The sequence below is a fragment of the Corynebacterium ulcerans genome, from assembly GCF_900187135.1.
In the GTDB taxonomy this organism is placed as follows: Bacteria; Actinomycetota; Actinomycetes; order Mycobacteriales; family Mycobacteriaceae; genus Corynebacterium; species Corynebacterium ulcerans.
Window position 1 is genome coordinate 1768093 of record NZ_LT906443.1, and the last position, 22647, is coordinate 1790739.

General features: G+C 54.4%; 18 protein-coding genes and 1 tRNA gene. 9 read left to right on the forward strand and 10 right to left on the reverse strand.

Going from position 1 to position 22647, the window contains the following annotated elements:
- Positions 1-151 precede the first annotated feature (151 nt).
- Positions 152-1678, reverse strand: coding sequence for an adenylate/guanylate cyclase domain-containing protein (locus CKV68_RS07950; RefSeq protein ID WP_013910675.1), 1527 nt, complete (start codon positions 1676-1678; stop codon positions 152-154).
- Between the two features lie 47 nt (positions 1679-1725).
- Here CKV68_RS07950 and CKV68_RS07955 point away from each other — a divergent pair, with 47 nt between their 5' ends.
- Both CKV68_RS07955 and CKV68_RS07960 read left to right on the forward strand, forming a co-directional pair.
- On the forward strand, positions 1726-2928 hold the full coding sequence (locus tag CKV68_RS07955) for a DNA polymerase III subunit delta' (protein ID WP_095075979.1): 1203 nt from the start codon (positions 1726-1728) through the stop codon (positions 2926-2928).
- Positions 2929-3063: 135 nt separating this feature from the next.
- A tRNA-Thr gene (locus CKV68_RS07960) sits at positions 3064-3136 on the forward strand.
- A 249-nt stretch (positions 3137-3385) separates the two neighbouring features.
- Here the strand turns inward: CKV68_RS07960 and CKV68_RS07965 are convergent.
- Complete coding sequence (locus CKV68_RS07965) at positions 3386-3622, reverse strand: hypothetical protein (RefSeq protein ID WP_013910678.1); 237 nt, start codon at positions 3620-3622, stop codon at positions 3386-3388.
- A 135-nt stretch (positions 3623-3757) separates the two neighbouring features.
- Positions 3758-5404 (reverse strand): acyl-CoA synthetase, encoded by a 1647-nt coding sequence (locus tag CKV68_RS07970; RefSeq protein ID WP_095075980.1) that lies wholly within the window; start codon positions 5402-5404, stop codon positions 3758-3760.
- Between the two features lie 210 nt (positions 5405-5614).
- On the opposite strand from CKV68_RS07970, the gene CKV68_RS07975 reads away from it, so the two are divergent.
- Complete coding sequence (locus tag CKV68_RS07975) at positions 5615-6424, forward strand: GDSL-type esterase/lipase family protein (RefSeq protein ID WP_013910681.1); 810 nt, start codon at positions 5615-5617, stop codon at positions 6422-6424.
- Between the two features lie 125 nt (positions 6425-6549).
- On the opposite strand, the gene rfbA is transcribed toward CKV68_RS07975, so the two are convergent.
- The 6 genes from rfbA to CKV68_RS08005 all read right to left on the reverse strand — a co-directional run bounded on the left by rfbA (position 6550) and on the right by CKV68_RS08005 (position 14473).
- A complete protein-coding gene (rfbA, locus tag CKV68_RS07980) occupies positions 6550-7419 on the reverse strand; it encodes a glucose-1-phosphate thymidylyltransferase RfbA (RefSeq protein WP_095075981.1) in 870 nt (289 codons plus the stop codon).
- Positions 7420-7422: 3 nt separating this feature from the next.
- Positions 7423-8829: a dTDP-4-dehydrorhamnose reductase gene (gene rfbD / locus CKV68_RS07985; protein WP_014525267.1), complete on the reverse strand. Its 1407-nt coding sequence runs from the start codon at positions 8827-8829 to the stop codon at positions 7423-7425.
- A gap of 3 nt (positions 8830-8832) precedes the next feature.
- On the reverse strand, positions 8833-9837 hold the full coding sequence (rfbB, locus tag CKV68_RS07990) for a dTDP-glucose 4,6-dehydratase (protein ID WP_038617478.1): 1005 nt from the start codon (positions 9835-9837) through the stop codon (positions 8833-8835).
- 23 nt (positions 9838-9860) lie between these two features.
- Positions 9861-11234 (reverse strand): M1 family metallopeptidase, encoded by a 1374-nt coding sequence (locus CKV68_RS07995; protein ID WP_095075982.1) that lies wholly within the window; start codon positions 11232-11234, stop codon positions 9861-9863.
- On the reverse strand, positions 11227-13308 hold the full coding sequence (locus tag CKV68_RS08000) for a prolyl oligopeptidase family serine peptidase (RefSeq protein ID WP_095075983.1): 2082 nt from the start codon (positions 13306-13308) through the stop codon (positions 11227-11229). The genes CKV68_RS07995 and CKV68_RS08000 overlap by 8 nt, the downstream gene beginning before the upstream one ends.
- A gap of 85 nt (positions 13309-13393) precedes the next feature.
- The gene (locus CKV68_RS08005; RefSeq protein WP_014835866.1) at positions 13394-14473 is read right to left on the reverse strand and encodes an alpha/beta hydrolase; all 1080 of its coding nucleotides are present in this window, start codon (positions 14471-14473) and stop codon (positions 13394-13396) included.
- 400 nt (positions 14474-14873) lie between these two features.
- Here CKV68_RS08005 and CKV68_RS11445 point away from each other — a divergent pair, with 400 nt between their 5' ends.
- On the forward strand, positions 14874-15008 hold the full coding sequence (locus CKV68_RS11445) for a hypothetical protein (RefSeq protein ID WP_013910689.1): 135 nt from the start codon (positions 14874-14876) through the stop codon (positions 15006-15008).
- A gap of 282 nt (positions 15009-15290) precedes the next feature.
- Positions 15291-16700: a dihydrolipoyl dehydrogenase gene (lpdA, locus tag CKV68_RS08010; RefSeq protein WP_013910690.1), complete on the forward strand. Its 1410-nt coding sequence runs from the start codon at positions 15291-15293 to the stop codon at positions 16698-16700.
- A gap of 72 nt (positions 16701-16772) precedes the next feature.
- Here the strand turns inward: lpdA and ramB are convergent, their stop codons facing one another.
- A complete protein-coding gene (gene ramB, locus CKV68_RS08015; protein ID WP_013910691.1) occupies positions 16773-18200 on the reverse strand; it encodes an acetate metabolism transcriptional regulator RamB in 1428 nt (475 codons plus the stop codon).
- Positions 18201-18674: 474 nt separating this feature from the next.
- Here ramB and CKV68_RS08020 point away from each other — a divergent pair, with 474 nt between their 5' ends.
- Genes CKV68_RS08020 through CKV68_RS08035 form a run of 4 tightly spaced genes read left to right on the forward strand, consistent with a single transcriptional unit; the run spans position 18675 to position 22628 of the window.
- Positions 18675-19433 carry a succinate dehydrogenase cytochrome b subunit gene (locus CKV68_RS08020; protein WP_013910692.1) on the forward strand — a complete coding sequence of 253 codons (759 nt, stop codon included), beginning with the start codon at positions 18675-18677 and terminating at the stop codon, positions 19431-19433.
- Between the two features lie 19 nt (positions 19434-19452).
- On the forward strand, positions 19453-21468 hold the full coding sequence (locus CKV68_RS08025) for a fumarate reductase/succinate dehydrogenase flavoprotein subunit (protein ID WP_013910693.1): 2016 nt from the start codon (positions 19453-19455) through the stop codon (positions 21466-21468).
- A complete protein-coding gene (locus CKV68_RS08030) occupies positions 21468-22217 on the forward strand; it encodes a succinate dehydrogenase/fumarate reductase iron-sulfur subunit (RefSeq protein ID WP_013910694.1) in 750 nt (249 codons plus the stop codon). The genes CKV68_RS08025 and CKV68_RS08030 overlap by 1 nt, the downstream gene beginning before the upstream one ends.
- 60 nt (positions 22218-22277) lie before the next feature.
- A complete protein-coding gene (locus CKV68_RS08035) occupies positions 22278-22628 on the forward strand; it encodes a hypothetical protein (protein ID WP_013910695.1) in 351 nt (116 codons plus the stop codon).
- The last annotated feature ends 19 nt before the right edge of the window (positions 22629-22647 follow it).

The following is a 22647-nucleotide window of genomic DNA, read 5'->3' on the forward strand; positions in this document are numbered from 1 at the left end:
CAAGAATCACAAAAAGATCGGGTTTAGCGTAGAACTGAGGCCCAGTAAAAGTCCATTCGGTCGACAGATAAGCAACGCGCAACAGCGTGTGCCCAGGCCATCATCTTCTACGTGCGTGTGTAAAAGGAAGGAGGGGTCAGCGTTCTTCTTGCTAAGAACGGTCTGCAAGCGTCGGTCGGATGGGGCGTGCAAGCTGCGTCATCATGCTGCGTCCGCGCAGCTCCACGGACTTCATGAGAGTCCAGCGGCCCTGTTCTGCCTCGTTGGCTTTCTTGAGCGTTGCGGCGTTAGTGAGAACACGACCAGGAGTGTCTTTGGCAATCTCCGTGAGACGCGCTGCGGTATTCACAGCGTCTCCGATGACTGTGTACTCAAAACGGTCAAGACCGCCAATATGCCCTGCAACCACGTGCCCTGAGGCAACACCAATGCCGGCTTCCAGCCGTAGTCCACTGAGCTCTTGTCGTAGCTCACGCGCGGCGGCGAGTGCATGCCCGGTGGCGTCGGAAAGCGTAATAGGTGCACCGAAAACCGCAAGGGCGGCATCACCCTGGAATTTGTTGATGATGCCCTTGTTTCGGTGAACCACGCCGACTACATGCTCGAAAAACTTGTTCAGCTCTGCCACGACCTCTTCTGGGCCATGGTTGACGGCGAAGGTGGTGGAGCCGATGACATCGACAAAGACCACCGCGACTTCTCTGTCCTCGCCGCCCAACTGAGGTTTTTCTTCGAGCGCCCGACGCGCGACCTCAGCACCCACATAACGGCCAAAAATATCGCGGACGCGTTGGCGCTCTTTGAGCCCACGCATCATCTCGTTGAAACCTGCCTGCAGTACGCCCAGCTCGGAACCGTCGTAGATGTCCACCTGGACATCGCTTTCTCCCCGGCGCACCCTGTTGATGGCCCCCTGCAACTCCAGGATGGGGTCTACAACGCTCATAATGGACAGGGTCGTACCCAAGAATCCGGTGACAAGTGAAACTAGAGAGAGTGTGAGAACAGCCGGGATAATGTCGCGGATATTATGGCCAAAGAAACCCGCATGGTAGCCCACGATCATAAGGATCACGCCGAAGATGGGGACCGCTGACGTCAACAGCCAGGTGAGGCGCAGACGAGAAGCAATGGGAGGCTCAAGAGTCGAGTCCTCAAACCTGCGGGCTAAGGCAGTGGCCGCCACAGGGCGTACGAGGCGCTCGGCTTCAAGATAGGTCAAAACAATGACAACAGACCCGCTTAGCGTAGTGGCGACGACAATGGCCAGAGCTAAGCGCGGCGAAGTCTGTGCGGAAGCCACCGCAAGAATCACGATGCCGATAAGCCACACCAAAGCGCACAGAGCCGATTGATAAAAGGGGATGCGCATGACGAGGTTGCGCACCATGTTGGGGTCGTGAATATCTGGGTGACGCTGCCAATCCAGGACAGGACGGAACAGCCTGAACGTCACCACGATGCCAAAAGCAACCGCGACCACCAAGTAACTAATCCCTAAAGTGGGAAGATAGCTGGTTCCCTTGGTAAAAGCCGCAAACTCTGGCATGGGGACGAGGTATCGTAAAAACAGCATGACGCCAACTGCCCCCAGCACATTAGAGCCGAGGACAGTGGTGGCGTATAACGGCCACGATGTGCCAAAGAGCCATTTAAAGGCGCGCCACATTTTGGTCATGCCACTACTTTAACGGTCATACAAAACTAGCGATACTCTTGTTAGTGATGAGCACCAACGACATCTTCTCGCATATGGGCGTGAGCGAACACATTGCACCAGCCCTCCGAGCTGCGGCGTATGCGGCGCGAGCGCATGAGGACAGCAGCGCAATGACCCACGCGTGGCTGTTCACTGGCCCCCCTGGGTCGGGGCGTTCAGTGGCAGCAGTAGCCTTCGCAGCAGCATTGGAATGCGAGGACCCCCATGTGGCTGGTTGCGGCCGGTGCCCTCAGTGCCGTTCGGTGACTGCCAACGCGCATGCCGACGTAGTTCACATCGTTCCCCGTGAGCTATCTATCTCCGTTGAGACGATGCGTGCGGAAGTCGTTGAACCAGCCGCAAAGCGCCCGACGGTAGGACGATGGCGTGTGGTGATCCTGGATAACGCAGACAGGCTTACCGACGGAGCCGCCAACGCCCTACTTAAAACCGTAGAAGAGCCGCCCGCGCACACCGTGATTATGCTGTGCGCCCCCTCGACAGACCCAACAGACATTATCCCGACGCTGCTGTCTAGGAGCCGTCACGTGTATGTTCCGCAGCCCACCACGGAACAAGTAGTTGCGGTGCTTACTCGCGATGGCTCAATCACAGAACAAGACGCGCAGCTGGCAGCGGCGTCCTCCGGCGGGCACATCGGACGAGCACGGTGGCTGGCCCGCGATGTTGAGGCGCAGCGACGCCGCGCAAGCATACTGAACATGGCTGAACTTGTTTTTCATGGTGACCAGGCATTCCAAGCAGTGACCGGAATCGTGAAAACTGTGACAAAACAAGTAGAGGAACAACTATCACAAGAAAACGACGCAGAGCTGGATAAGCTACGTAACTCACTGGGAATGGGGGCTCGGGGCAAAGGAGTGCATAAAGCGTTGCGGGGGTATGAGGCTTCTGTGCGTGAACTAGAGGAACGACAGAAAAAGCGGAGAACGCGAGCAATCCGCGATAGCCTGGATCTGTCCCTTGTTGACCTAGCAGGGCTATACCGTGACGCCATCATAGTCAGCTCGCGCGCAGACGTAGCTCGGACGCATCCAGATATGGTTGGCCTGGCAGAGGAATTAGCGCAGCAGGTAAGCGCTGAAGGGCTGGTTGCCTGCGTCGATGCGATAAATCTATGTAGGGAGCACATTAACCACAACGTTCGCCCAGAAGTAGCTTTTGACGCAATGATCGGACGCATTCGTCTGGCCTGCGGAGCCCGCTAAGTAGAGGGTGGCGGTACCCAACGGGATCTATTGAGAACGCACAGCGATTTTGTGGCACCTACGCACCTCGTTTTAAAGTTTTGACCGCTATGTTGTAAGCTTATCCGCGGACATGACGCTGTTGCGTTAAGCCCAGCCGCCTTAGCTCAGTCGGTAGAGCGCTTCACTCGTAATGAAAAGGTCGCGAGTTCGATTCTCGCAGGCGGCTCAATAAAACCCCAGCTAGAAGATAGTTTCTAGCTGGGGTTTCACTTGTAAGTCTTCAATAATGTGTTGCGTATTGTTGCAGGTGATTGCTTCTCATCCCGAACAAAATCCGAACATTTAGCTCACACGATAGCGGGGCTAAACAAAAATGTCGTTTTTGAGAACAGTAGCGGGTATCTCGCCTACAAAACCGCAGGAGAGATTTTTTAGCGTTCTCAAAAACGACAAAAGCGATCGTTAGTCGGAGATTTTAGTTGTCTCGCCGGCGGTTAACCCCGCAGATCGCCACCCAGATTCCGGTGGCTGCGACGGCAATAAAACTAAGCCCGATGAGTTGCTCGGAGAAGTGGCCATTTTTAAATGCAAAGATGCACACCAGGACAAGAGCGATCCAGGAAATGGCATGGAGAACACCGGCCACTATATAAGTAGCGGAATAGGTCTTGTTGTTGTGGGGCAAGGAACGTTGCGAGCGGGACGAGGCCATGAGGAAAACTTTACTAGAACAGGGTGTTTTCTTTGCAGAAAGGGTTAGGCTTCTCGACGCCTCACAGCACACTAGTGCTCGGCCGCGTACAACAAAAGCTGTGGCAGCCGAGCACTGTGCCCTTTTAGGGCCCTTTTAGGGCTTGAGCATGCGGGGTATTACTTTGCCCGTGGCATTACGAGGGAGGGAATCCACAAAGTGGACGTCGCGAGGGATGGAGTGCTCTGCGAGGTTGTTTTTCACCCAGTCGCGGATGGAATCTTCGGTAAGAGCGGCACCCTCTGGAGAGTCTTCGCGGACGATCCATACGGCGATGCGCTCAAACATGGCCTCGTCTTCCACACCGCTCGCATAGAGATCTGCGATGCCTGCCATGGGCTCAAGGACTTCTTCGACAGAGCGGGGATACACGTTTTCTCCTCCCACGATGATCATGTCGTCGGCACGTCCGAGCACAAAGAGATAGTTGTTCTCATCGATGTAACCACGGTCGCCGATTTGGACCAGGTCGCCGACACGCTGGATGGGGATGGTGGGGTCGGTGTATCCAGTGAGTGACAAGTTGTTGTGGCAGAAGATGCGTCCAGGGACTCCGGGGCCTACCGGGTTGTCGTTGTCGTCGAGGATGACCAGCTGGGTACCTTTACAGATTTTTCCGGCTACAGCAGGATTCTTTGCGATCTCTTCCATGCTTGCGATCGCCGCGGCAGAGATTTCGGTGCTGCCGTAGAGGTTGCAAAGGATTTTGCCAAAGCGCTCGTGGACGGCGTCGACAAGCCATGGAGAGAGCGAGTGCCCGGAGGAGAAGATGAATGTGAGGCTAGAGCAGTCGTAGTTTTCTTGGCCCTCGACCGCAAAGAATTGTTTGAGGAAGATGGGGGAGGAGATCATTCCGTCGATCTGGTGCTTTTGGACGTCGGCAAGAGCCTCTTGGGGATCGAATACGCGACGGGTAATAACCGTGCAACGCAGGCCGAAGGCAATGTTGAGGCAAGCCCATCCCCATGTGTGGAAGATGGAACCGGTGAGTTGGATTGTCATGTTTGCGCGCCATGGAACTTGAGTGAGCACGCTTTCTAGGACCGTGGGGGCCGTGAGCTCTTTGCGCATGACGCCTTTAGGGATGCCTGTGGTGCCGGAAGACATAAGCACGATGCTGCCGTGTTTGGGGAAGGTGGGCAAAGAAACACCCGCGGTCTCCCATGGCTTTTTGACAATATCGTCTAGGGTGAGCAGTTCTGCGGTGCGTTGAGCAGGGGTTTCCTCACGGTGGCCGACAATGACATGTAGGCCGGTGAGGTCGGCGGGGAGGCGGTCGACGAATTCCTCGTCGATGACCAAGACATTGATGCCATCGCGTTTAATGCATCCGGCTAGTTGCTCGGGGGAAGAGCCGATATTGAGAAGGTAAATCGATGCCCCCACGTAGCCTTTGGCCGTAAGAGGATAAATGGAAGCGCGGCCATTGCGAGCCATGACGCCGATTCTTAAGTCATCGAGGCCGAGAGATTTGAAGTGTCGAGCGACTGTGAGCGAATCGTTGCGTAGCTGGCTGAAGGTTAGGGTGCCGTCGTCGTCGATAAGTGCTATGCGGAGTGGACAAATTCGGTATGCCTGCTCAACTTCGCGTGCGGTAGTAAAGCGATACCGAGCAAGAAGCTGTGGAATGGAGAAAAACGCGGAGGGGTTGCCTTCTACGCTGAGAATCCCTGAAGAGATAAGTGTTGGGGCAAGCTGAACCATTGCCTTGAGCGTTGACGGAACTCCAAGTCGTGCTTTCATGTGTAGGGAAACTCCTTGTAGAAGAGCAGGTTGTAATAAAAAAGGGCTGTGTGCCGATGGTCAGAAGAGAACGTTGGTTTAGTTATGGATTCTGAAGATCTACTAATGAATATCGCTAAGAACTACCAAAACGTTAGCAACATCAGTAACATCTGTAACTTAATACCTGAATATTTGCCTTAGCAAAACTAAGTCTCTGTTAGGAAGAATATGCTTCGTAAACTTGTCACCGCCCTCACCTCAGCGGCGATCTTGGCTTCCCTCTCTGTGGCCCCTCAAGCAGTCGCAGCTGAGCGCAATATGGTTGTCCTCGGAGACTCCATCATTGCCGATTCTCCGGCGACACAGTTGTTAGCAGATCGCTTCACATCATCGAGGAACTGTCGACGCTCCCCGGATAGCTATGCCGAACAGGCCGGGCGTCGCTTGGGGCTTCCTGTGCGCAATTTCTCATGTCCAGGTGTTCAATCTGTTTCCACTGGTTCCTTTGCCGGCGGGCCTTTCAACGTAGAAGTAGATTCAGCGCTTAACAGCGGTGCCTTGAATGTGGCTACTGCACGAGTGGTGATCACACATGGATTCAATGACACCTACTTCAACGGTGGTGAATCCGAGGGATCAACGCGTGAGCGTTTTGTTGCGGCGATGCGTCCGCAAATTGATCGAATCCGCGCGGCCGCCCCGCACGCGCGCATTCAGATTGTCGGGTATCCGACCATCGTCACTGGTAGCCGTATCTGCCCTCTGCACATTATCCCTAATATCACTCTTCCAGTGCCGGCTGGAGCAATGGAACGCTGGGAGAACCTTGCGCAGGGTATGAACATAGACCTTGCTCGCGCAACTGGCGTGGAATTCCTAGACCTCAAGCCGCATACTCGCAACAACGGAATGTGCGCACCTGATGCCGACCGTTACTTCTCCGGTGTTATTGACTTCACCGCTGGAAAAGGCAATATGCCGCTTCATATCAACGCTCGAGGTCATGAGCGTATCGGCGAGATCCTGGCTAATAGCTAGGCACTAAATAGAGGCTTCTTAGGCATTTAAAAGAGCAGGTGCTCTCCGCGACGATGTGGAGAGCACCTCTGCTTTATGCGTTGTATGCGTTGCGCCAAGAGGGGATGCTTAATCCCTGCTGTCGTTCACCAGCCTTCGCCCAGAGCGCGCAGCAGATACTTACCGTAGCCAGACTTTAGCTGGGACTGGCCTAAGGCTCGGAGCTGGGAATCGTCGATAAAACCAGCTCGCCACGCGGCAACCTCAGGGGAACCGATGATGGAACCGGTGCGCTTTTGCAGAACCTCAACATAGGAGGAGGCCTCACTCATAGAGTCGATTGTGCCAGTGTCCAGCCACACGCTTCCGCGCTCTAGTTTGTGAACGCGCAGCCTATCTTGCTCCAAGTAGGCGCTGTTCAGTGCGGTGATTTCTAGTTCACCGCGCTCACTGGGGATAAGGTTTTCTGCGATTGTAACAGCGTCATGAGGGTAAAAATAGAGGCCGACGATGGCAAAGTTGGACGTAGGGTGGGCCGGTTTTTCTTCGATTGCGGTGGCCATGCCGCGAGCATCAAAGTTAACCACGCCGTAACGTTGAGGATCCGAGACCTCGTAGGCAAAAACAGTGGCTTTACCTGGGGTATAGCAACGTTGAAGCGAGGCGTCGAGGTCGCTACCGTCAAAGATATTATCGCCGAGGACGAGTGCTACGTCGTCGTTGCCAATGAAATCGCGGCCGATCACTAGTGCTTGCGCAAGTCCATCAGGGGATGGCTGCACTGCGTAGGACAAGGAAATACCCCATTGCTCGCCAGTGCCTAGAAGACGTTGAAAGGCCTGTTGGTCTTCAGGGGTGGTGATCACCAAGATCTCAGAGATGCCCGCCTGGATGAGCGTGGTGAGCGGGTAGTAGACCATCGGCTTGTCATAAATCGGCATAAGCTGCTTGGAAATGCCGAGAGTTATGGGGTGCAGCCGGGTTCCCGACCCGCCCGCCAAGATGATTCCCTTCACAGCTTAGATCTCCTTTGTATCCGGGGCAGCGCAGTCGTGTGAGCAGTAACGTGCATAGTAGTGCGCGAGCACATCCTGCCAGTCACGTGGGGAAAACCCGAGCTCCGTGATCTTACTCAAATCCAAAGCAGAATGCTGGGGGCGTGGGGCAGCGGTTACGGCGTCTGCGAAGTATTCGGCTGTGCTAAGCGGCTGTACATCGGAAGCTGAACGACCCGCCAGCTCAAACACGCGCTGTGCTATCTGAGCCCAGGAAACAACCTCACCAGAATTACTCAGGTTATACACCCCATAGGGGGCGTGATTATCGAGCAAAAACTGAATGCCCGCAGCTAAATCATCGGTAAAGGTGAGCCGGCCTAGTTGATCGTCCACCACCTGCGGAGAGACTCCACGTGCAGCTAGGGACGCCATCGTGGACACAAAGTTTTTTCCTTCTCCCACTACCCAGCTGGTGCGCACTACATAATGCTGTGGCGCAACACTTACCGCAGTATCGCCTGCGGCTTTTGACTGGCCATAGACGCTCAGCGGGGTGAAAGGTTCGTGTTCGGTGTGAACAGGGTGGGTGCCATCAAAGACGTAGTCGCTGGAGATGTGTACCAACGTGATCCCATAACGAGCCGCAATCGCGGCGAGGCGTGCGGGCGCTTCCGCATTTGTACGCCACGCGGTGGCTGAATCAGTTTCGGCAGCGTCCACGGCGGTGTAAGCCGCGGCGTTGATGATCACACTGTAGTCCGCCCAACGACGCGCTTCTGTGATGTCTGCAGTGATGTCTAATTCCGCGCGAGAGCAGATCTCGGCATGGGGAAATACCTTTTTTAAGGCCTGTCCAAGTTGTCCGTTCCCGCCGGTAATAAGCATTTTCTTGGCGGGGACAGGTATCGCTGAGGCCAGTGGAGGGTGTGCCAGGTCCTTTTCAGAGAGCGTTGCTTGATCGAGGGGGATAGGCCAAGAAATGCCCAATGCGGGATCAGCGAGATTCACAAAAGAATAGTGGGCATCTGGCGACCAGTAATCGTTGACCAGATAGGTGTATGCAGTGGGCTCAAGGGCTTGGAACCCGTTGGCAACTCCTCGCGGAACAAAGACAGCTATCTCGGGAGTAATGGTCAAGGTAAACGTGGCGCCAAATGTCGCAGAGCCTTCACGTAAGTCGCACCAGGCCCCAAAGACTGAACCAGTTGCTACGGAGACGTACTTATCCCAGGGCTCTGCGTGTAACCCTCGGGTTACACCGACTTCCGCATTGAAGGAAATATTGTTCTGTACTGGTCTGAAACCGGAGAACCCTAAATCCGCGAGTTTGGACTCTTGCCAGTTTTCTTTGAACCAGCCGCGGGCGTCCTCATGTAGATCGAGATGGATGACCATCATGCCTTGAATAGGGCAGGTTTCTATCTTCATCGTCTACTGTCCCCGCTTGGCGTAGTTGTTTTCCACTGTCTCTTTGAGCGGCCGCCACCAGTGCTCGTTGTCGCGATACCACTGAATCGTATGAGCTAATCCTTCGCGCATACCGGTCGCAGTGTCCGTGAAACGGGGCTGCCAGCCCAGTTCCGTGCGCAGCTTGGTGGAATCCATGGCATAGCGCATGTCATGGCCGGGACGGTCGGCGACGTGTTCATAAGAATCTGCGCCCATGAGCTCGCAGATCAATTCGATGACGTGCTTATTATTCACGTGATCGTTGTCAGCACCGATGATATAGGTTTCTCCGATGCGTCCACGGTCGAGAATCGCATGGATAGCATCGTTGTGATCATCTACATGGATCCAGTCCCGCACTTGTTCCCCAGTGCCATAGAGCTTGGGAGAAATCCCGCTCAGGATATTGGTGATCTGCCGCGGGATGAACTTTTCGATGTGCTGGTACGGGCCATAGTTGTTTGAGCAATTAGACAGCGTGGCGGAGATGTTAAAAGACCGCACCCATGCCCGAACTAGGTGATCAGAACCGGCCTTGGTCGCGGAATAAGGGGAGGAAGGATTGTAGGGGGTGTGCTCGGTGAAGCGGTGTGGGTCGTCAAGCTCAAGATCACCGAAGACCTCATCGGTGGAAACGTGATGAAAGTGCACGCGGTGGCGTCGAGTAGCTTCCAACAGCGTGAACGTGCCCACTACGTTGGTGTGAATAAACGGAGAAGGGTCATCAAGGGAGTTGTCGTTGTGGGACTCCGCCGCAAAATGCACCACGACGTCCGCGTCGCGCATAAGCTTATCGACGAGCGTCGCATCGCAAATATCGCCCTCAACCAGCTCCGCGTCGCAGCCGTCGAGGTTGGCGCTATTCCCCGCATAGGTGAGCTTGTCGAGCACCCTCACGCGATAATCGTCGCGTGTTTCTAGGGTGCGGCGAACAAAATTAGAACCGATAAAGCCGGCGCCGCCGGTAACAAGCAAATTCTTTCTCACGGAATCACACCTTACGGGGCGTTTTATGGGTTGGGGAACTTTGGCAGTTCCGTCCGATAAAGCCAGCTGGTCCAGAGCTCTTCACAGCGCTGTGGGTTGGAGGCTTCCTTGAGGACCTCGCGGCGCAGGTCATGCGGTTCTACCACCGAATGGCGCCCTGCCGCGACATAGCGTTGGACGGCGCGGAAGAAGGGGGCGTCGCCAAGCTCACAGCGCAGAGCATGGACAGTGAGGGCTCCCCGTTTATAAATGCGGTCGTCAAACATATCCCTTGGTCCGGGATCTGCAAGAAGCACATCCTGAGGCAGCGCAGCGAGCTGATCATAATGGAAGCGCGCGGACTCGTGAGCAGTTGGCCCGCGGCCGGAATACTCAAACCACAGCCATTCCGAGTAACACGCGAAACCCTCGTTCAACCAGATATCGTTCCACTGAGCAAGACCAAGAGAATTGCCAAACCATTGATGCGAGAGCTCATGGGCCACGAGACGCTCCCACTGGCCGTGTCCGCGTGTGTGGTTGGCGCCGAAGATAGACAGCCCCTGCGCCTCCAACGGAATCTCCAACTCATCTTCCGTGACCACTACTGAATAGGAATCAAAGGGATAACTGCCAAAAAGTTCACTGAATACGGCAAGCATCTTTTCCTGCTGCGCAAAATCATGACGGAAGCCGGAAACCATATGTGGGGGGACATAGCCCTTAACGGGCACCGTAGTGAGCGGAGGATTCTGATTGAGGGATTCTTCTCTATATTGTCCGACCTGGATAGTGGACAAATACGTGGCAAGCGGGTGCTCAGAGCGATAATGCCAGGTAGTGCGGGCTCCGCTTGTGCTTTTACTTATGAGGCCGCCGTTGGTGATGACGGAATAATCGGAATCACAGGTGAATGTGATGTCAAAGACTGCCTTCTCATCAGGGGTGTCGTCGCAAGGCAACCAGGAACGCGAACCGCACGGCTGGCTAGCCACAAGCGAGCCATTGCTGAGTTCCTCCCAGCCAATGAGACCCCACAAAGTCCGGATAGGGTGCGGGTTTCCGGAGTAGCGCACGCTGAGTGCGAACTCTGCATCTACGGGGATGGGCTCGGTAAAAGAGACGCGGAGCTTATTGCCCGACTGCCGGAATCGCTTCACATCTGTGTGCACGCCACCGGTTACCGTGATATTCACTGACGTAGCCCGGAGGCTATCGGCGAAGTCAAGAGTCAGATGCGAAAGAGGCAGGTAATTGTCCATATATAAGGTCGCCTCTGCCGCCAGCCGATTGGGGCCCACCGCATAATCCATGATGAGCTCGTAGCAACGGACGTGGAACCCAAGGTTAAAATCCACTCCGGTATAAGAATCTCGGGTTCCTGGGACAGGCGTAGAACGCAATCGTGGCCTAGCCATGATGGGTACCTCCCTCAGCGGAGAGCTTGCAGGAATCAGATGCAGTGGCTGCACGGTCCTGCAACCATGTGAAGATCAGGGCCTCCATGAAAGCGGCCTGGTCGTTATCAGCAGCGCCCGCATGCCCACCTTCAACGTTTTCGTAGTAATCAACTGGTTGCCCACAATCGGCTAGCGCTGCGGCGAATAACCTGGCATGCGCAGGGTGGACGCGATCGTCTCTCGTAGAAGTGGTAACCAGTGCTGGCGGATAGGAGACCTCTGAATGATCGCGGATGTTGTGCAGCGGGGAATAGCTCGCCAAGACGTCGCGTTCTTGGGGATCCGAGGGGTCGCCATATTCAGCAATCCACGATGCACCAGCGGACCATTCGTGGTATCGCAGCATATCAGTCAGCGGGACCTGAACAACGGCCCCCTGAATCAGCTCAGGATAAGACGTGAGAGCTACAGACGTGAGCAAGCCGCCATTGGAACCACCCCGCACGAAGACGGAGGAGGCGTACCCGCGAGAGACGACGTCGTTAAGCACAGCCTGGTGATCTTGGTAGATAAGCGGTCTATTCTTCCTGATAACGCTTTCGTGCCATGCGGGACCGAACTCGCCACCACCACGCAGATTAGGCTGAACATAAAAGTTGCCTTGCTCCAGCCAACCTAAACCCCGCGTGGCTGAATAGCCGGGAACCAGAGACACCTCGAACCCACCATAACCGCCTACCAGCGTGGGACGAGGGCCACGGGAGAAATCGCCGACGATAAAATACGGGATCTTTGTCCCGTCTGCAGACGTGGCCCAGTGTTGGCGAGTTTCCATACCTTGTGCGTCGAAAAGCTCCGGTGCATGCCGTACTTCAACAGGAACAAGAGACTCGCTCACATCGACGCGGAATAACGTATCGGGCTGTGTAAAAGAGGAAGCGCCCAGCCAAGCCTCGTCGCTATCATCACAGGTGGAAACGACTCGTGCCGTTGTGAGGGGTGGTAACTGAATATCTGTGTGGCCGGACTCTGGAGAATCGAGTCTCAACACCTCTAGCTTGGAGCTGACGTTATCCAGCACCGTCAAGATAATTCGGGTCTTGGTAAAGGAGATATCCTGAACGCTCGTCGTAGGAGTCGGAGTAAACACAGTATGGAAGTCCCGGCTCCCGTCGAGGAAGCGCTGAAAATCAATGGCACCGACCGCGCCAGCGGGGACTCCAGCATAATCTTCTCGTGGGAAGACAAACATCCATTGCCGATGAAACGTGAGCTCGCAGTCCTCGGGGACCTCTACTATCTGTAACGCGCCATCGTGTTCGATAAAGGTGTGTGAACGATAGAAGTCCAAGGATCGTCGGACAAATTTTCGTTCAAAACCAGGAGTCGAATCTGCCCACGCTGACACTGCCAGATCGCTGGTCTTACCAGCAAAAAATTCTTGGGCAGAGCGGATAGGAGTGCCGCGCCGCCACATATAAGACCGCGCCGGGTACCCAGAATCAGTTAGTGTTCCTGGACCCAGATCTGTTCCTATAAGGAGAGTATCTATGTCCACCCAGCTGACGAGAGTCTTGGCCTCTGAAATATAAAAGGGGGCATCGGAGACAAAGGTGTTAGTGCGTAGATCGAATTCGCGAATTTCTACGGCATCAGCGCCACCCCGGGACAGCTGGATAAGAGCTTGGTCGAAGTGATGAGGGCGAACATGGGCGCCCTTCCACACCCAGCTTTCCTTTTCCTCATGCGCAAGCTTGTCCACGTCTACCAGAATGTGCCATTCATCTGTTCCTGAGAGGAAAGTATCTAGCGTAGTTCTGCGCCAAAGGCCCCTGGGATGATCTGCGTCTTGCCAGAAGTTATAGAGGTATTCACCACGACGAATCACATAAGGAATTTTGGTGTCTACATTGAGCGCAGCGCGCATCCTCTGTTGGAGATCGGAAAAATCAAGTGCCGATTCCGTAGATTGAGACCAGCGTTTAGCCCAGTCAAGTGCTTTCGGGGAATCGATGATTTCAAGCGACGCAGCATCAAAGGTGAGATCAGCTAATTCACGATGCTCTGGGGATGAGGAAGATGTAGTAGTCATTGCCTCTGAGATTACTCATTAAAAGGAACCGCCCGCCGGCGAAAGATCGCTGGCGGGCGGTTAACTGGGAAAGAATCGCGTAGGTTTACTTGTTAAAAGCACGCTCGAACGTAGGCCAAGAAGCGCGAAGGTCGTCCTGCCAGTAGCTCCAGGAGTGGGTACCGGTGTTGCGCATGTTGAAATCAGCTGGGATGTTCAAGGACTTCAAGCGGACCTTGAGGTCGTTGGTGCACATGTTAGTTCCAGCTTCGATGAGGCCACCCTCTACCACTACAGCGGTAAGACCAGCGGAAGCGACTGCCGGGTCGAGTCCAGCATAGCGAGGGTTAGCCAAGGTGTCATGTCCACCTGCGACGCCGCTGGCGTTGGAGACGTAGATTTCCGTGCCACGGAGATCCTCAGCCATCACAACTGCATCGTTGTAACGGTTGTAGTCAGAACCCATGGGGCCCCACATCTGCTCAGGAGTTGCGTTGCCGCGTTGCAGAGTCAGTCGCAGGAACTGATAAGCCATGGGAGTAGAGGTAGCTGCACAGCCAGAGAAAGAACCTACTGCATCGTAGAAGCCCTTGGCATGCTCAGCGAGGAGTAGCGAGCTGGTTGCGGACATAGACATGCCGACGATAGCGCGCTTGTTATTTGCTTTAAGCATGGACTCCATCGGTCCGGGAAGCTCTTTGGTAAGGAAGGTCTCCCACTTTTGCTTGCCGCCTAGGGAAGCGTTCTCTGAAACCCAGTCAGTGTAATAGGAGAACTTACCTGCCATAGGGACGACAACGTTGACGTCCTTCTCCTTGTAGAAGTTCATCGCATCGGTCTGCATGACCCAGTTCGCGCGGCCTTCTCCGCCATCGCCACCGTTAAGGAGGTAAACAGTTGGGCGGTTAGGGCTCGAAGCTTTGAGGACTACCATCGGAATGTTGCGGTTCATGGATGGGGAATGTGCCCATGCCTCAACCAAGCGATCGTTGTCGAGCTTCTCTCGCCATACCGGGCTAATGTCAGGGGTTGCACCAAAGTGAACGTCTGCTAGAGCTGTGCCGTTGCTGATCTGTGCGGGAGTCTTCTCCGCTGCGCCGGCAGCAGGTGCGACGGCCGTGCCGAGAAGGCTAACGGTAGCTGCAGTAGCAACCGAGAAGGCTGCGATCGACCGAAGGAACTTCATACTGCTTTTTCTTCCTTGTTTTTCTATCCAGTTAGTGGGCAAATGGAAGGATATGCTTTTCGACGCTCGCCATTGCCCGAGAGCCTGCTGGCGTCAACATTTACATCGTTTTCTTCACGTAGAACGTTAACAGGTTCCTGTGTGGTGGGGTAGTAGCCAGCCCCAAATAAAACCAGTTTTTTGCACAAAAACGCGTGATGCCCACAACATTTTGTGAGATTTTTCTAAGCATTGGGCAAGGCTGCGCTATATGTCATATTAGTTGGAAGGTTGCTCTGGGAAGGGCTGCTTAATGTTATTTTGAATCGTTCAAAGGCGACGGAAACGGGTGTTTAGGCTTACACTCTGATTGTCACTTTTGTTCTTCCAGACTTTTTCAAGCGAAAAGGATGTAACTTTTATGGAAAAGATCGCTGCTTTTTTCAGCAATCCACTCGGCTCTATCCAGGCCTTCATTAACGAGGCTATTGGTGCCACTGTGCAGGCAGGTTCTGCAGGCTTGAGCAACTTCTGGCACCTGATTGGACTGCTTTAATCAAAATTCACCTGTAATAACGCAAGCCGGGAACTGCGCAGCAACGTTCGGGGCTTGCGTTATTTTTCTGCCTGTGGGGAGGTTGCTCGTGATTCTTCACAAGCCCTTGCACATGGGGTACTGCGGGGGAAGCTGAGGCTGGAGGTCTCACATTTCGGGGTAGGGCAATCGGGGTATTGTGGCCGCGTAAATGTGGTTTTTTTATTCGACGGAATGAGTCTGACTCGGTAAAGGTGAGCTACTACACGACATTTTGGATAGAGACACGTATTCTAGAGACTTGTGACTGAACATTATGACGTTGTAGTACTCGGCGCTGGCCCTGGTGGCTATGTCGCCGCCATCCGCGCAGCCCAGCTCGGCAAGAAAGTCGCCGTGGTTGAAAAGCAGTACTGGGGAGGTGTCTGCCTCAACGTTGGATGTATCCCGTCCAAAGCTTTGCTCAAGAACGCTGAGGTCGCGCACATCTTTAACCATGAGGCAAAGACCTTTGGTATCTCCGGTGATGTTTCTTTTGACTTCGGTGTCGCGCACAAGCGTTCCCGCAAGGTTTCTTCGGGAATCGTCAAGGGCGTTCACTATTTGATGAAGAAGAACAAGATCACTGAGATCGATGGACTTGGTAGTTTCAAAGACGCTAAAACGATTGAAATCTCCGAGGGCAAAGATGCAGGAAAGACCGTTACGTTTGACGATTGCATCATTGCGACAGGATCCGTCGTTCGCTCTCTTCCTGGCGTAAAAATCGGTGGAAACATTGTTTCCTTTGAAGAGCAGATCCTCAAGGAAGAAGCACCTAAATCCATGGTCATCGTTGGCGCAGGCGCCATCGGCATGGAATTTGCGTACGTTCTTGCCAACTACGGTGTAGAGATCACCATCGTGGAATTCATGGATCGTGTACTTCCTAACGAGGACGCAGACGTTTCCAAGGAGATCGCTAAGCAGTACAAGAAGCTTGGCGTAAAGCTCCTCACCGGCCACAAGACTACTGCCATCCGCGATAACGGCAATGGCGTAGAGGTGGATGTGGAGTCTAAAGATGGCTCTAAGTCGGAGACCATCAAGGCAGAACGCGTCATGGTTTCCATCGGTTTCGCGCCACGCGTGGAAGGCTACGGCTTGGAGAACACTGGCGTAAAGCTCACTGAGCGTGGCGCTATTCAGATCGACGACTTCATGCGTACGAACGTTGACCACATCTACGCTATTGGCGATGTAACCGCGAAACTGCAGTTAGCGCATGTCGCTGAGGCACAAGGCGTTGTGGCGGCCGAGACCATCGCTGGTGCAGAGACCCAAGAGCTGGGCGACTACATGATGATGCCTCGCGCTACTTTCTGTAACCCGCAGGTAGCTTCCTTCGGATACACCGAGGAACAGGCCAAGGAGAAGTTCGCTGGCCGGGAAATCAAGTCTGCTACGTTCCCGTTCTCAGCTAACGGCAAGGCACAGGGCCTCGGAGAGTCCGCTGGCTTTGTCAAGATTGTTGCGGATGCGGAATTCGGAGAGCTTCTTGGTGCTCACATGGTGGGCGCAAACGTCTCTGAGCTGCTGCCAGAACTCACGTTGGCTCAGCGCTTTGACCTGACGGCTGAGGAAATCGGACGCAACGTTCACACTCACCCGACCCTGTCTGAAGCGATGAAAGAGGCCGCAGAAGGCATCATGGGACACATGATTAACCTGTAACAGCTAAGTGGCTTATAACCCCAGGCTTGCAGAAAAAGATCTGCGACCTGGGGTTTAGCTATGGGATCTGTATCAGTATGGTGCCACGGAGGACGTGTGGGCGTCGATAGCAATGAGCTTATTGACTGCGGGGAAAGCTCGTTGTGCACAGTCCTCGCGGGTGCATACGCGACAACCTGCCCCGATAGGGACTGCGTTGGCAAAAGTTTTTACGTCGAGGCCGTGGGCATAAACAGTACGTGCTGCGTGACGTGCCTCGCACCCCAAGCCGATGGAAAACATTTTTCCTGTTTCCCCAAAGCGTCCCTGGTGATGCCGCACTGTCCGCGCAACCCAGAGATAGTTGCGTCCGTCGGGCATTTGCGCCAGCTGTCGCATGATGGTGCCGGGGCTGGTAAAGGTCTCGTAGACATTCCATAGCGGGCACGTGCCGCCAGCATGGGTGAAGTGGAACCCTGTAGCGGATTGACGCTTGGAAATGTTGCCGGCGCGATCCACGCGGACAAAGGTGAAGGGGATGCCTCGCAGGTTAGGGCGCTGCAATGTTGAGAGCCTGTGGCATATAGTCTCGTAACCGACTCCAAACATCTGACATAAGTACTCAATGTCGTAGCCGGAACGCTCTGCTTCGGAATGGAACATTCGGTAAGGCAGCATGACAGCTGCCGCGAAATAAGAAGCGATGCCACGCCGGGCTAGGGTGCGTGCCTCCGTGGATGTGAAGTAGGCGTCGGCGAGGAGGGCGTCGATACGCTCGTTGGCCTCCAAGAAAGCAAGCTCTGTGGCAAGTCGAAAAGCACGTTGACCAGTGATGAGTCGGGTGGACAAAGTGAGTACCCGGGTGTGGGTGTCAAAGTGATGCAGGGTGCTTCCGATGTCTATTCCGGCTTTAATGGTGACCCCGTGCCGGGATTCCAAGCGATCTATGAGCGTTGCTTCGTTGGCGCGAATATTGAAAGTGGTGATACCTAACTCGGCGGAGATTGCCTCGGCAGTATGGTCAAGCTCATCGAGATAATTTTGACGCGCGTAGAAGAAGTCGCGAACTTCATCGTGAGGCATGGAAAGAGCTTCTGAAATTGCTTGGGTTTCATCGAGACTATTGACCAAGCGGACATCTGTGGCTGCCGAGAGCTTGTCACGGACATTGCGATAACGACGATGCATTTCCACGACGGCACGAGCTATATCGGGATGATGATCTACTAGGTCAGAGAGTTCTTGTAGGTCGATATCCTCGGGGCATAGCTCCTTATCCAGCATGACGTCATGGACTTCTGCCAGGAGTCGTGAATCATCATCTTTGGAAAAGAATGTGGCGTCGACGCCAAAGACTTCGGTGATTCGGTGGAGCACGGGAAGAGTGAGGGGCCTGACATCGTGCTCAATTTGGTTGACATAGCTTGCGGAAAGTTCAAGCGTGCCGGCTAAATTAGCCTGGCTGAGGCCACGCTCTTTACGCAGCTGCCGCAGCCGCGAACCAACGTATGTCTTGCTCATGGACTTAAAGGATACGTGAGCAAGTTCACCGAGGGGATATATTTGTTGGTTTTGGGTACCAACAGACACTTGCGTTTACGTGGGTAACAAATTGTGGTTGTGTGCTTACGGTTGGATTTGCGGACTCTTAATGGCTGTAATGTGGCACTGGCCTTGCTAAATGACTATCAGAGGGGTGCTCGCATGGTTGATAAAAGTACGCATTTTGGATGACGCCGAATAGGTGTGAATGGGTGTTGATAAAAAGTTAAAAATCCAATGCAATATATCTCATAGGTGTCGTCTTGCGCTCGGGTGAAAAGGCCGGTAGGAGCGCCCTTTTGGACGTTATGGAGGGCTGCTTTTTAAGTCAGGCTATCCTAAATTGCAGGTAAGTGGGCATTTTTATGCTATGTGAGGGGGGTCACCATAGGTTGTGGTAAGTGGTTTATCCATGGCGGTGGGTCGTAAAGTTAATACGACACTGGAGGTGCCATGACTGTAAATAACATCGACCGTGACGCAATCGCGCACGGCAAAATCACTGAAAAGCCGCTACGTGAGCGGCCAAAGTACCCGACCTGGGCACTGAAGCTCACTATGGCCGTCACTGGCCTAATCTTCTGCTTCTTTGTGGTCTTCCACATGGTCGGAAACCTTAAAGTTTTCTTGCCGTTCTATGAGGACGGTACGCATCCGATCGACGTTTATGGCGAGTGGTTGCGCAACCTTCTTTATCCGCTCTTCCCGCACGGTGCATTCCTGTGGCTGTTCCGCATTACGTTGCTTCTCTGCATCGTTTTACACATCTACGGCGCATTTGCACTCATCGGCCGTTCGAGCCGTTCTCGCGGTAAGTTCCGTCGCACCAACCTCATGGGTGGCATGAATTCCTTTACCACTCGCACGATGTTGGTAACAGGCATCATTTTGCTTGCATTCATCGTCTTCCACATCTTGGACTTGACTGTTGGTGCTACACCGGCTGCCTCCGAGGTGTTTGAGCACGGTCATATTTACGCCAATATGGTGGCAAGTTTTAGCCGTTGGCCCGTCACTATCTTCTACATCATTGCGATGCTGACACTCTTCATGCACCTGTCGCACGGTATTTGGCTTGCCGCAAGCGACTTGGGCGTCACCGGTAAGCGTTGGCGTGCAATCATTCTCTTCCTCGCTTACCTCGTTCCCGCAATCGTAATGATTGGCAACATCGCAATTCCGCTGTCTATCGCATGCGGCTGGATCAGCTAGGACGAAAAGGTAATAACTAATGAGCATTAACTCTGAAACCGCTACTCGCCCTGAGTTCACCCAGCCAGCCTCCATCGTCGATGGCGTGAAACTGGGCAGCATCCTTGAGTCCAATGAGCCCAAGGGTGTTCCTACCAAGGACATGTGGGAGTACCAGAAAGACCACATGAACCTGGTCTCCCCCCTGAACCGTCGTAAGTTCACGGTTCTTGTTGTGGGAACTGGCCTTTCCGGTGGTGGCGCTGCTGCTGCCCTCGGCGAGCTGGGATACAACGTTAAAGTCTTCACTTACCACGATGCTCCTCGTCGTGCGCACTCTATTGCTGCGCAGGGTGGCGTGAACTCCGCCCGTGGCAAGAAAGTGGATAACGACGGCGCTTACCGCCATGTGAAAGACACCGTGAAGGGCGGCGACTACCGTTGTCGCGAATCTGATTGTTGGCGCCTGGCGTACGAATCCGTACGCGTCATCGATCATATGAATGCTATCGGTGCACCTTTCGCCCGTGAGTATGGCGGAACCCTAGCTACCCGTTCCTTCGGTGGTGTGCAGGTTTCCCGCACGTACTACACGCGTGGTCAAACAGGCCAGCAGCTTCAGCTATCTGGCGCAGCTGCGCTGCAGCGTCAGATTGGTCTTGGAACCGTAGAGATCTTCACGCATGCAGACATGCATGACTTGATCATCACCGAGGAAAACGGCAAGAAAACTTGCCGCGGTATCGTCACTCGTAACCTGATCACTGGTGAGCTCACACCTCACACAGGCCACGCAGTCATCTTGGCTACTGGCGGTTACGGCAACGTTTATCACATGTCTACGCTGGCTAAGAACTCCAATGCATCGGCAATGATGCGTGCGTACGACCTCGGCGCTTATCTTGCTTCTCCGTCGTTCATCCAGTTCCACCCGACCGGACTTCCGGTCAACTCGGAATGGCAGTCGAAGACGATCTTGATGTCTGAGTCTTTGCGTAACGACGGCCGCATCTGGTCCCCAATCGAGCCCAAAGACGATCGCGACCCCAACACGATCCCCGAAGAAGAGCGCGATTACTTCCTGGAGCGCCGTTACCCGGCATTCGGTAACCTCGTGCCTCGCGACGTGGCATCGCGTGCTATTTCTCAGCAGATCAACAAGGGACTCGGCGTTGGGCCTCTGCACAACTCCGCATACCTGGACTTCCGTGATGCAATTGAGCGTCTGGGTGAGAACACGATCCGTGAGCGCTACTCCAACCTCTTCCAGATGTATGAAGAGGCAATCGGCGAGAACCCGTTCAAGGCTCCGATGCGTATTGCACCGACCTGCCACTTCACCATGGGCGGTCTGTGGACGGACTTCAACGAGATGACCTCCATCGACGGTCTCTTTGCCGCCGGTGAGTGCTCCTGGACTTACCACGGTGCAAACCGTCTGGGTGCTAACTCCTTGCTTTCTGCTTCTGTTGATGGCTGGTTCACCTTGCCATTTACCATTCCGAACTACTTGGCTAACCACCTTGGAGAAGCCAAGCTGCCTGAGGACGCTCCTGAAGCAGTAGCAGCAGTCGCCCGAGCTCAGGCTCGTATTGACAAGCTCATGAACATCAAGGGCGATGACCCTCATGGCCCTGAGTACTACCACCGCCAGCTAGGCGATATCCTCTACTTCTCTTGTGGCGTTGCCCGCAACATCGAAGACCTGAAGGCCGGCATTGAGAATATCCGGAAGCTCCGTAAGGAATTCTGGGCGAACCTCCGCATTACCGGCGAGGCAGAGGAAATGAACCAGGTTCTTGAGTACGCATGTCGCGTAGCAGACTACATCGACCTCGGCGAGCTCATGTGCGTTGACGCACTCGACCGCGACGAGTCCTGTGGTGCGCACTTCCGTGACGATCACCTTTCTCCTGAAGGTGAAGCGGAGCGTGACGACGATAACTGGTGCTTCGTTTCTGCATGGGAGCCAGGCGCGCATGAAAACGAGTTCATTCGCCATGCTGAGCCACTCACGTTCGAATCGATCCCGCTGATGACAAGGAACTACAAGTAATGAAACTCCATCTTGAAATTTGGCGTCAGGCCGGTCCTAACAGCGAAGGTCATTTCGAGTCCATCGACGTCGAAGACGCCGTAGCACAGATGTCGATCCTTGAGCTTCTGGACCACGTCAATACAGGCTTGGTTGAAGAAGGCAAAGAGCCTTTCGTCTTCGCCTCTGACTGCCGTGAAGGCATCTGTGGCACCTGTGGCCTGCTGGTTAACGGCCGACCACATGGCTTGGACAAGAACAAGCCTTCCTGCCAGCAGCGCCTCGATCACGTGGCAGACGGCTCGACCCTAAAGATTGAGCCTTTCCGTTCTGCTGCTTACCCTGTGATCAAGGACCTTGCGGTTGATCGCTCGGCTCTTGACCGCGTGATGCAAAAGGGTGGCTACGTTTCCATCAACGCAGGCACGGCTCCTGATGCGGACACTATTTACCAGAACCATGAGAAGGCTGAGCTTGCTCTTGACCATGCTGCATGCATTGGTTGTGGTGCCTGCGTGGCTGCCTGCCCCAACGGCGCAGCACACCTGTTCACCGGAGCAAAGCTTGTTCACCTTGCTCTTATGCCTTTGGGTCGTGAAGAGCGCGGCAAGCGTGCCCGCAATATGATTGATGAGCTTGAAACCAACTTTGGTCACTGCTCGTTGTACGGCGAGTGCGCTGATGTCTGCCCGGCAGGTATTCCGCTGTCCGCTGTTGCGGCTATTAACAAGGAGCGTGCCCGCGCTTTCTTCCGCGGTAAGGACGACTAAGCTAAGGTTTAACGCAACGAGCTGGCTCACTCAAAAGGGAAAAATTTAGAAAGGCACATTATGTCTCATTCAGCACCTGCGACGCAGGAGACTGCGGGATACCCAGTTTTCGAGGGACGCATGCACTACATCGATGGCTACGATCCCGCGAGCCTTTGGGCACCGCATTCGTCGCTTCAGCGTACTAGTACGTGGGTGGGCATGGGTGCCATTCTTGTTTCCCTCGCAGGATTCGGCGCGCTGATCTTTGGCTTGGGTGCTGCTTCTGTAGGCAGCCAGGAATCCTGGGCTACTTATGTCATTATCGGTGCGGTTCTAGGCTTTGCTCTGCTTATCGGTGGCTTTGTGTTGGTCCACCGTGGGCGTCGCAACTACCGTCAGTATCGCGCTGAAACCGGTCGCATGAACTAAGCGTTCGCGACACCTCCAT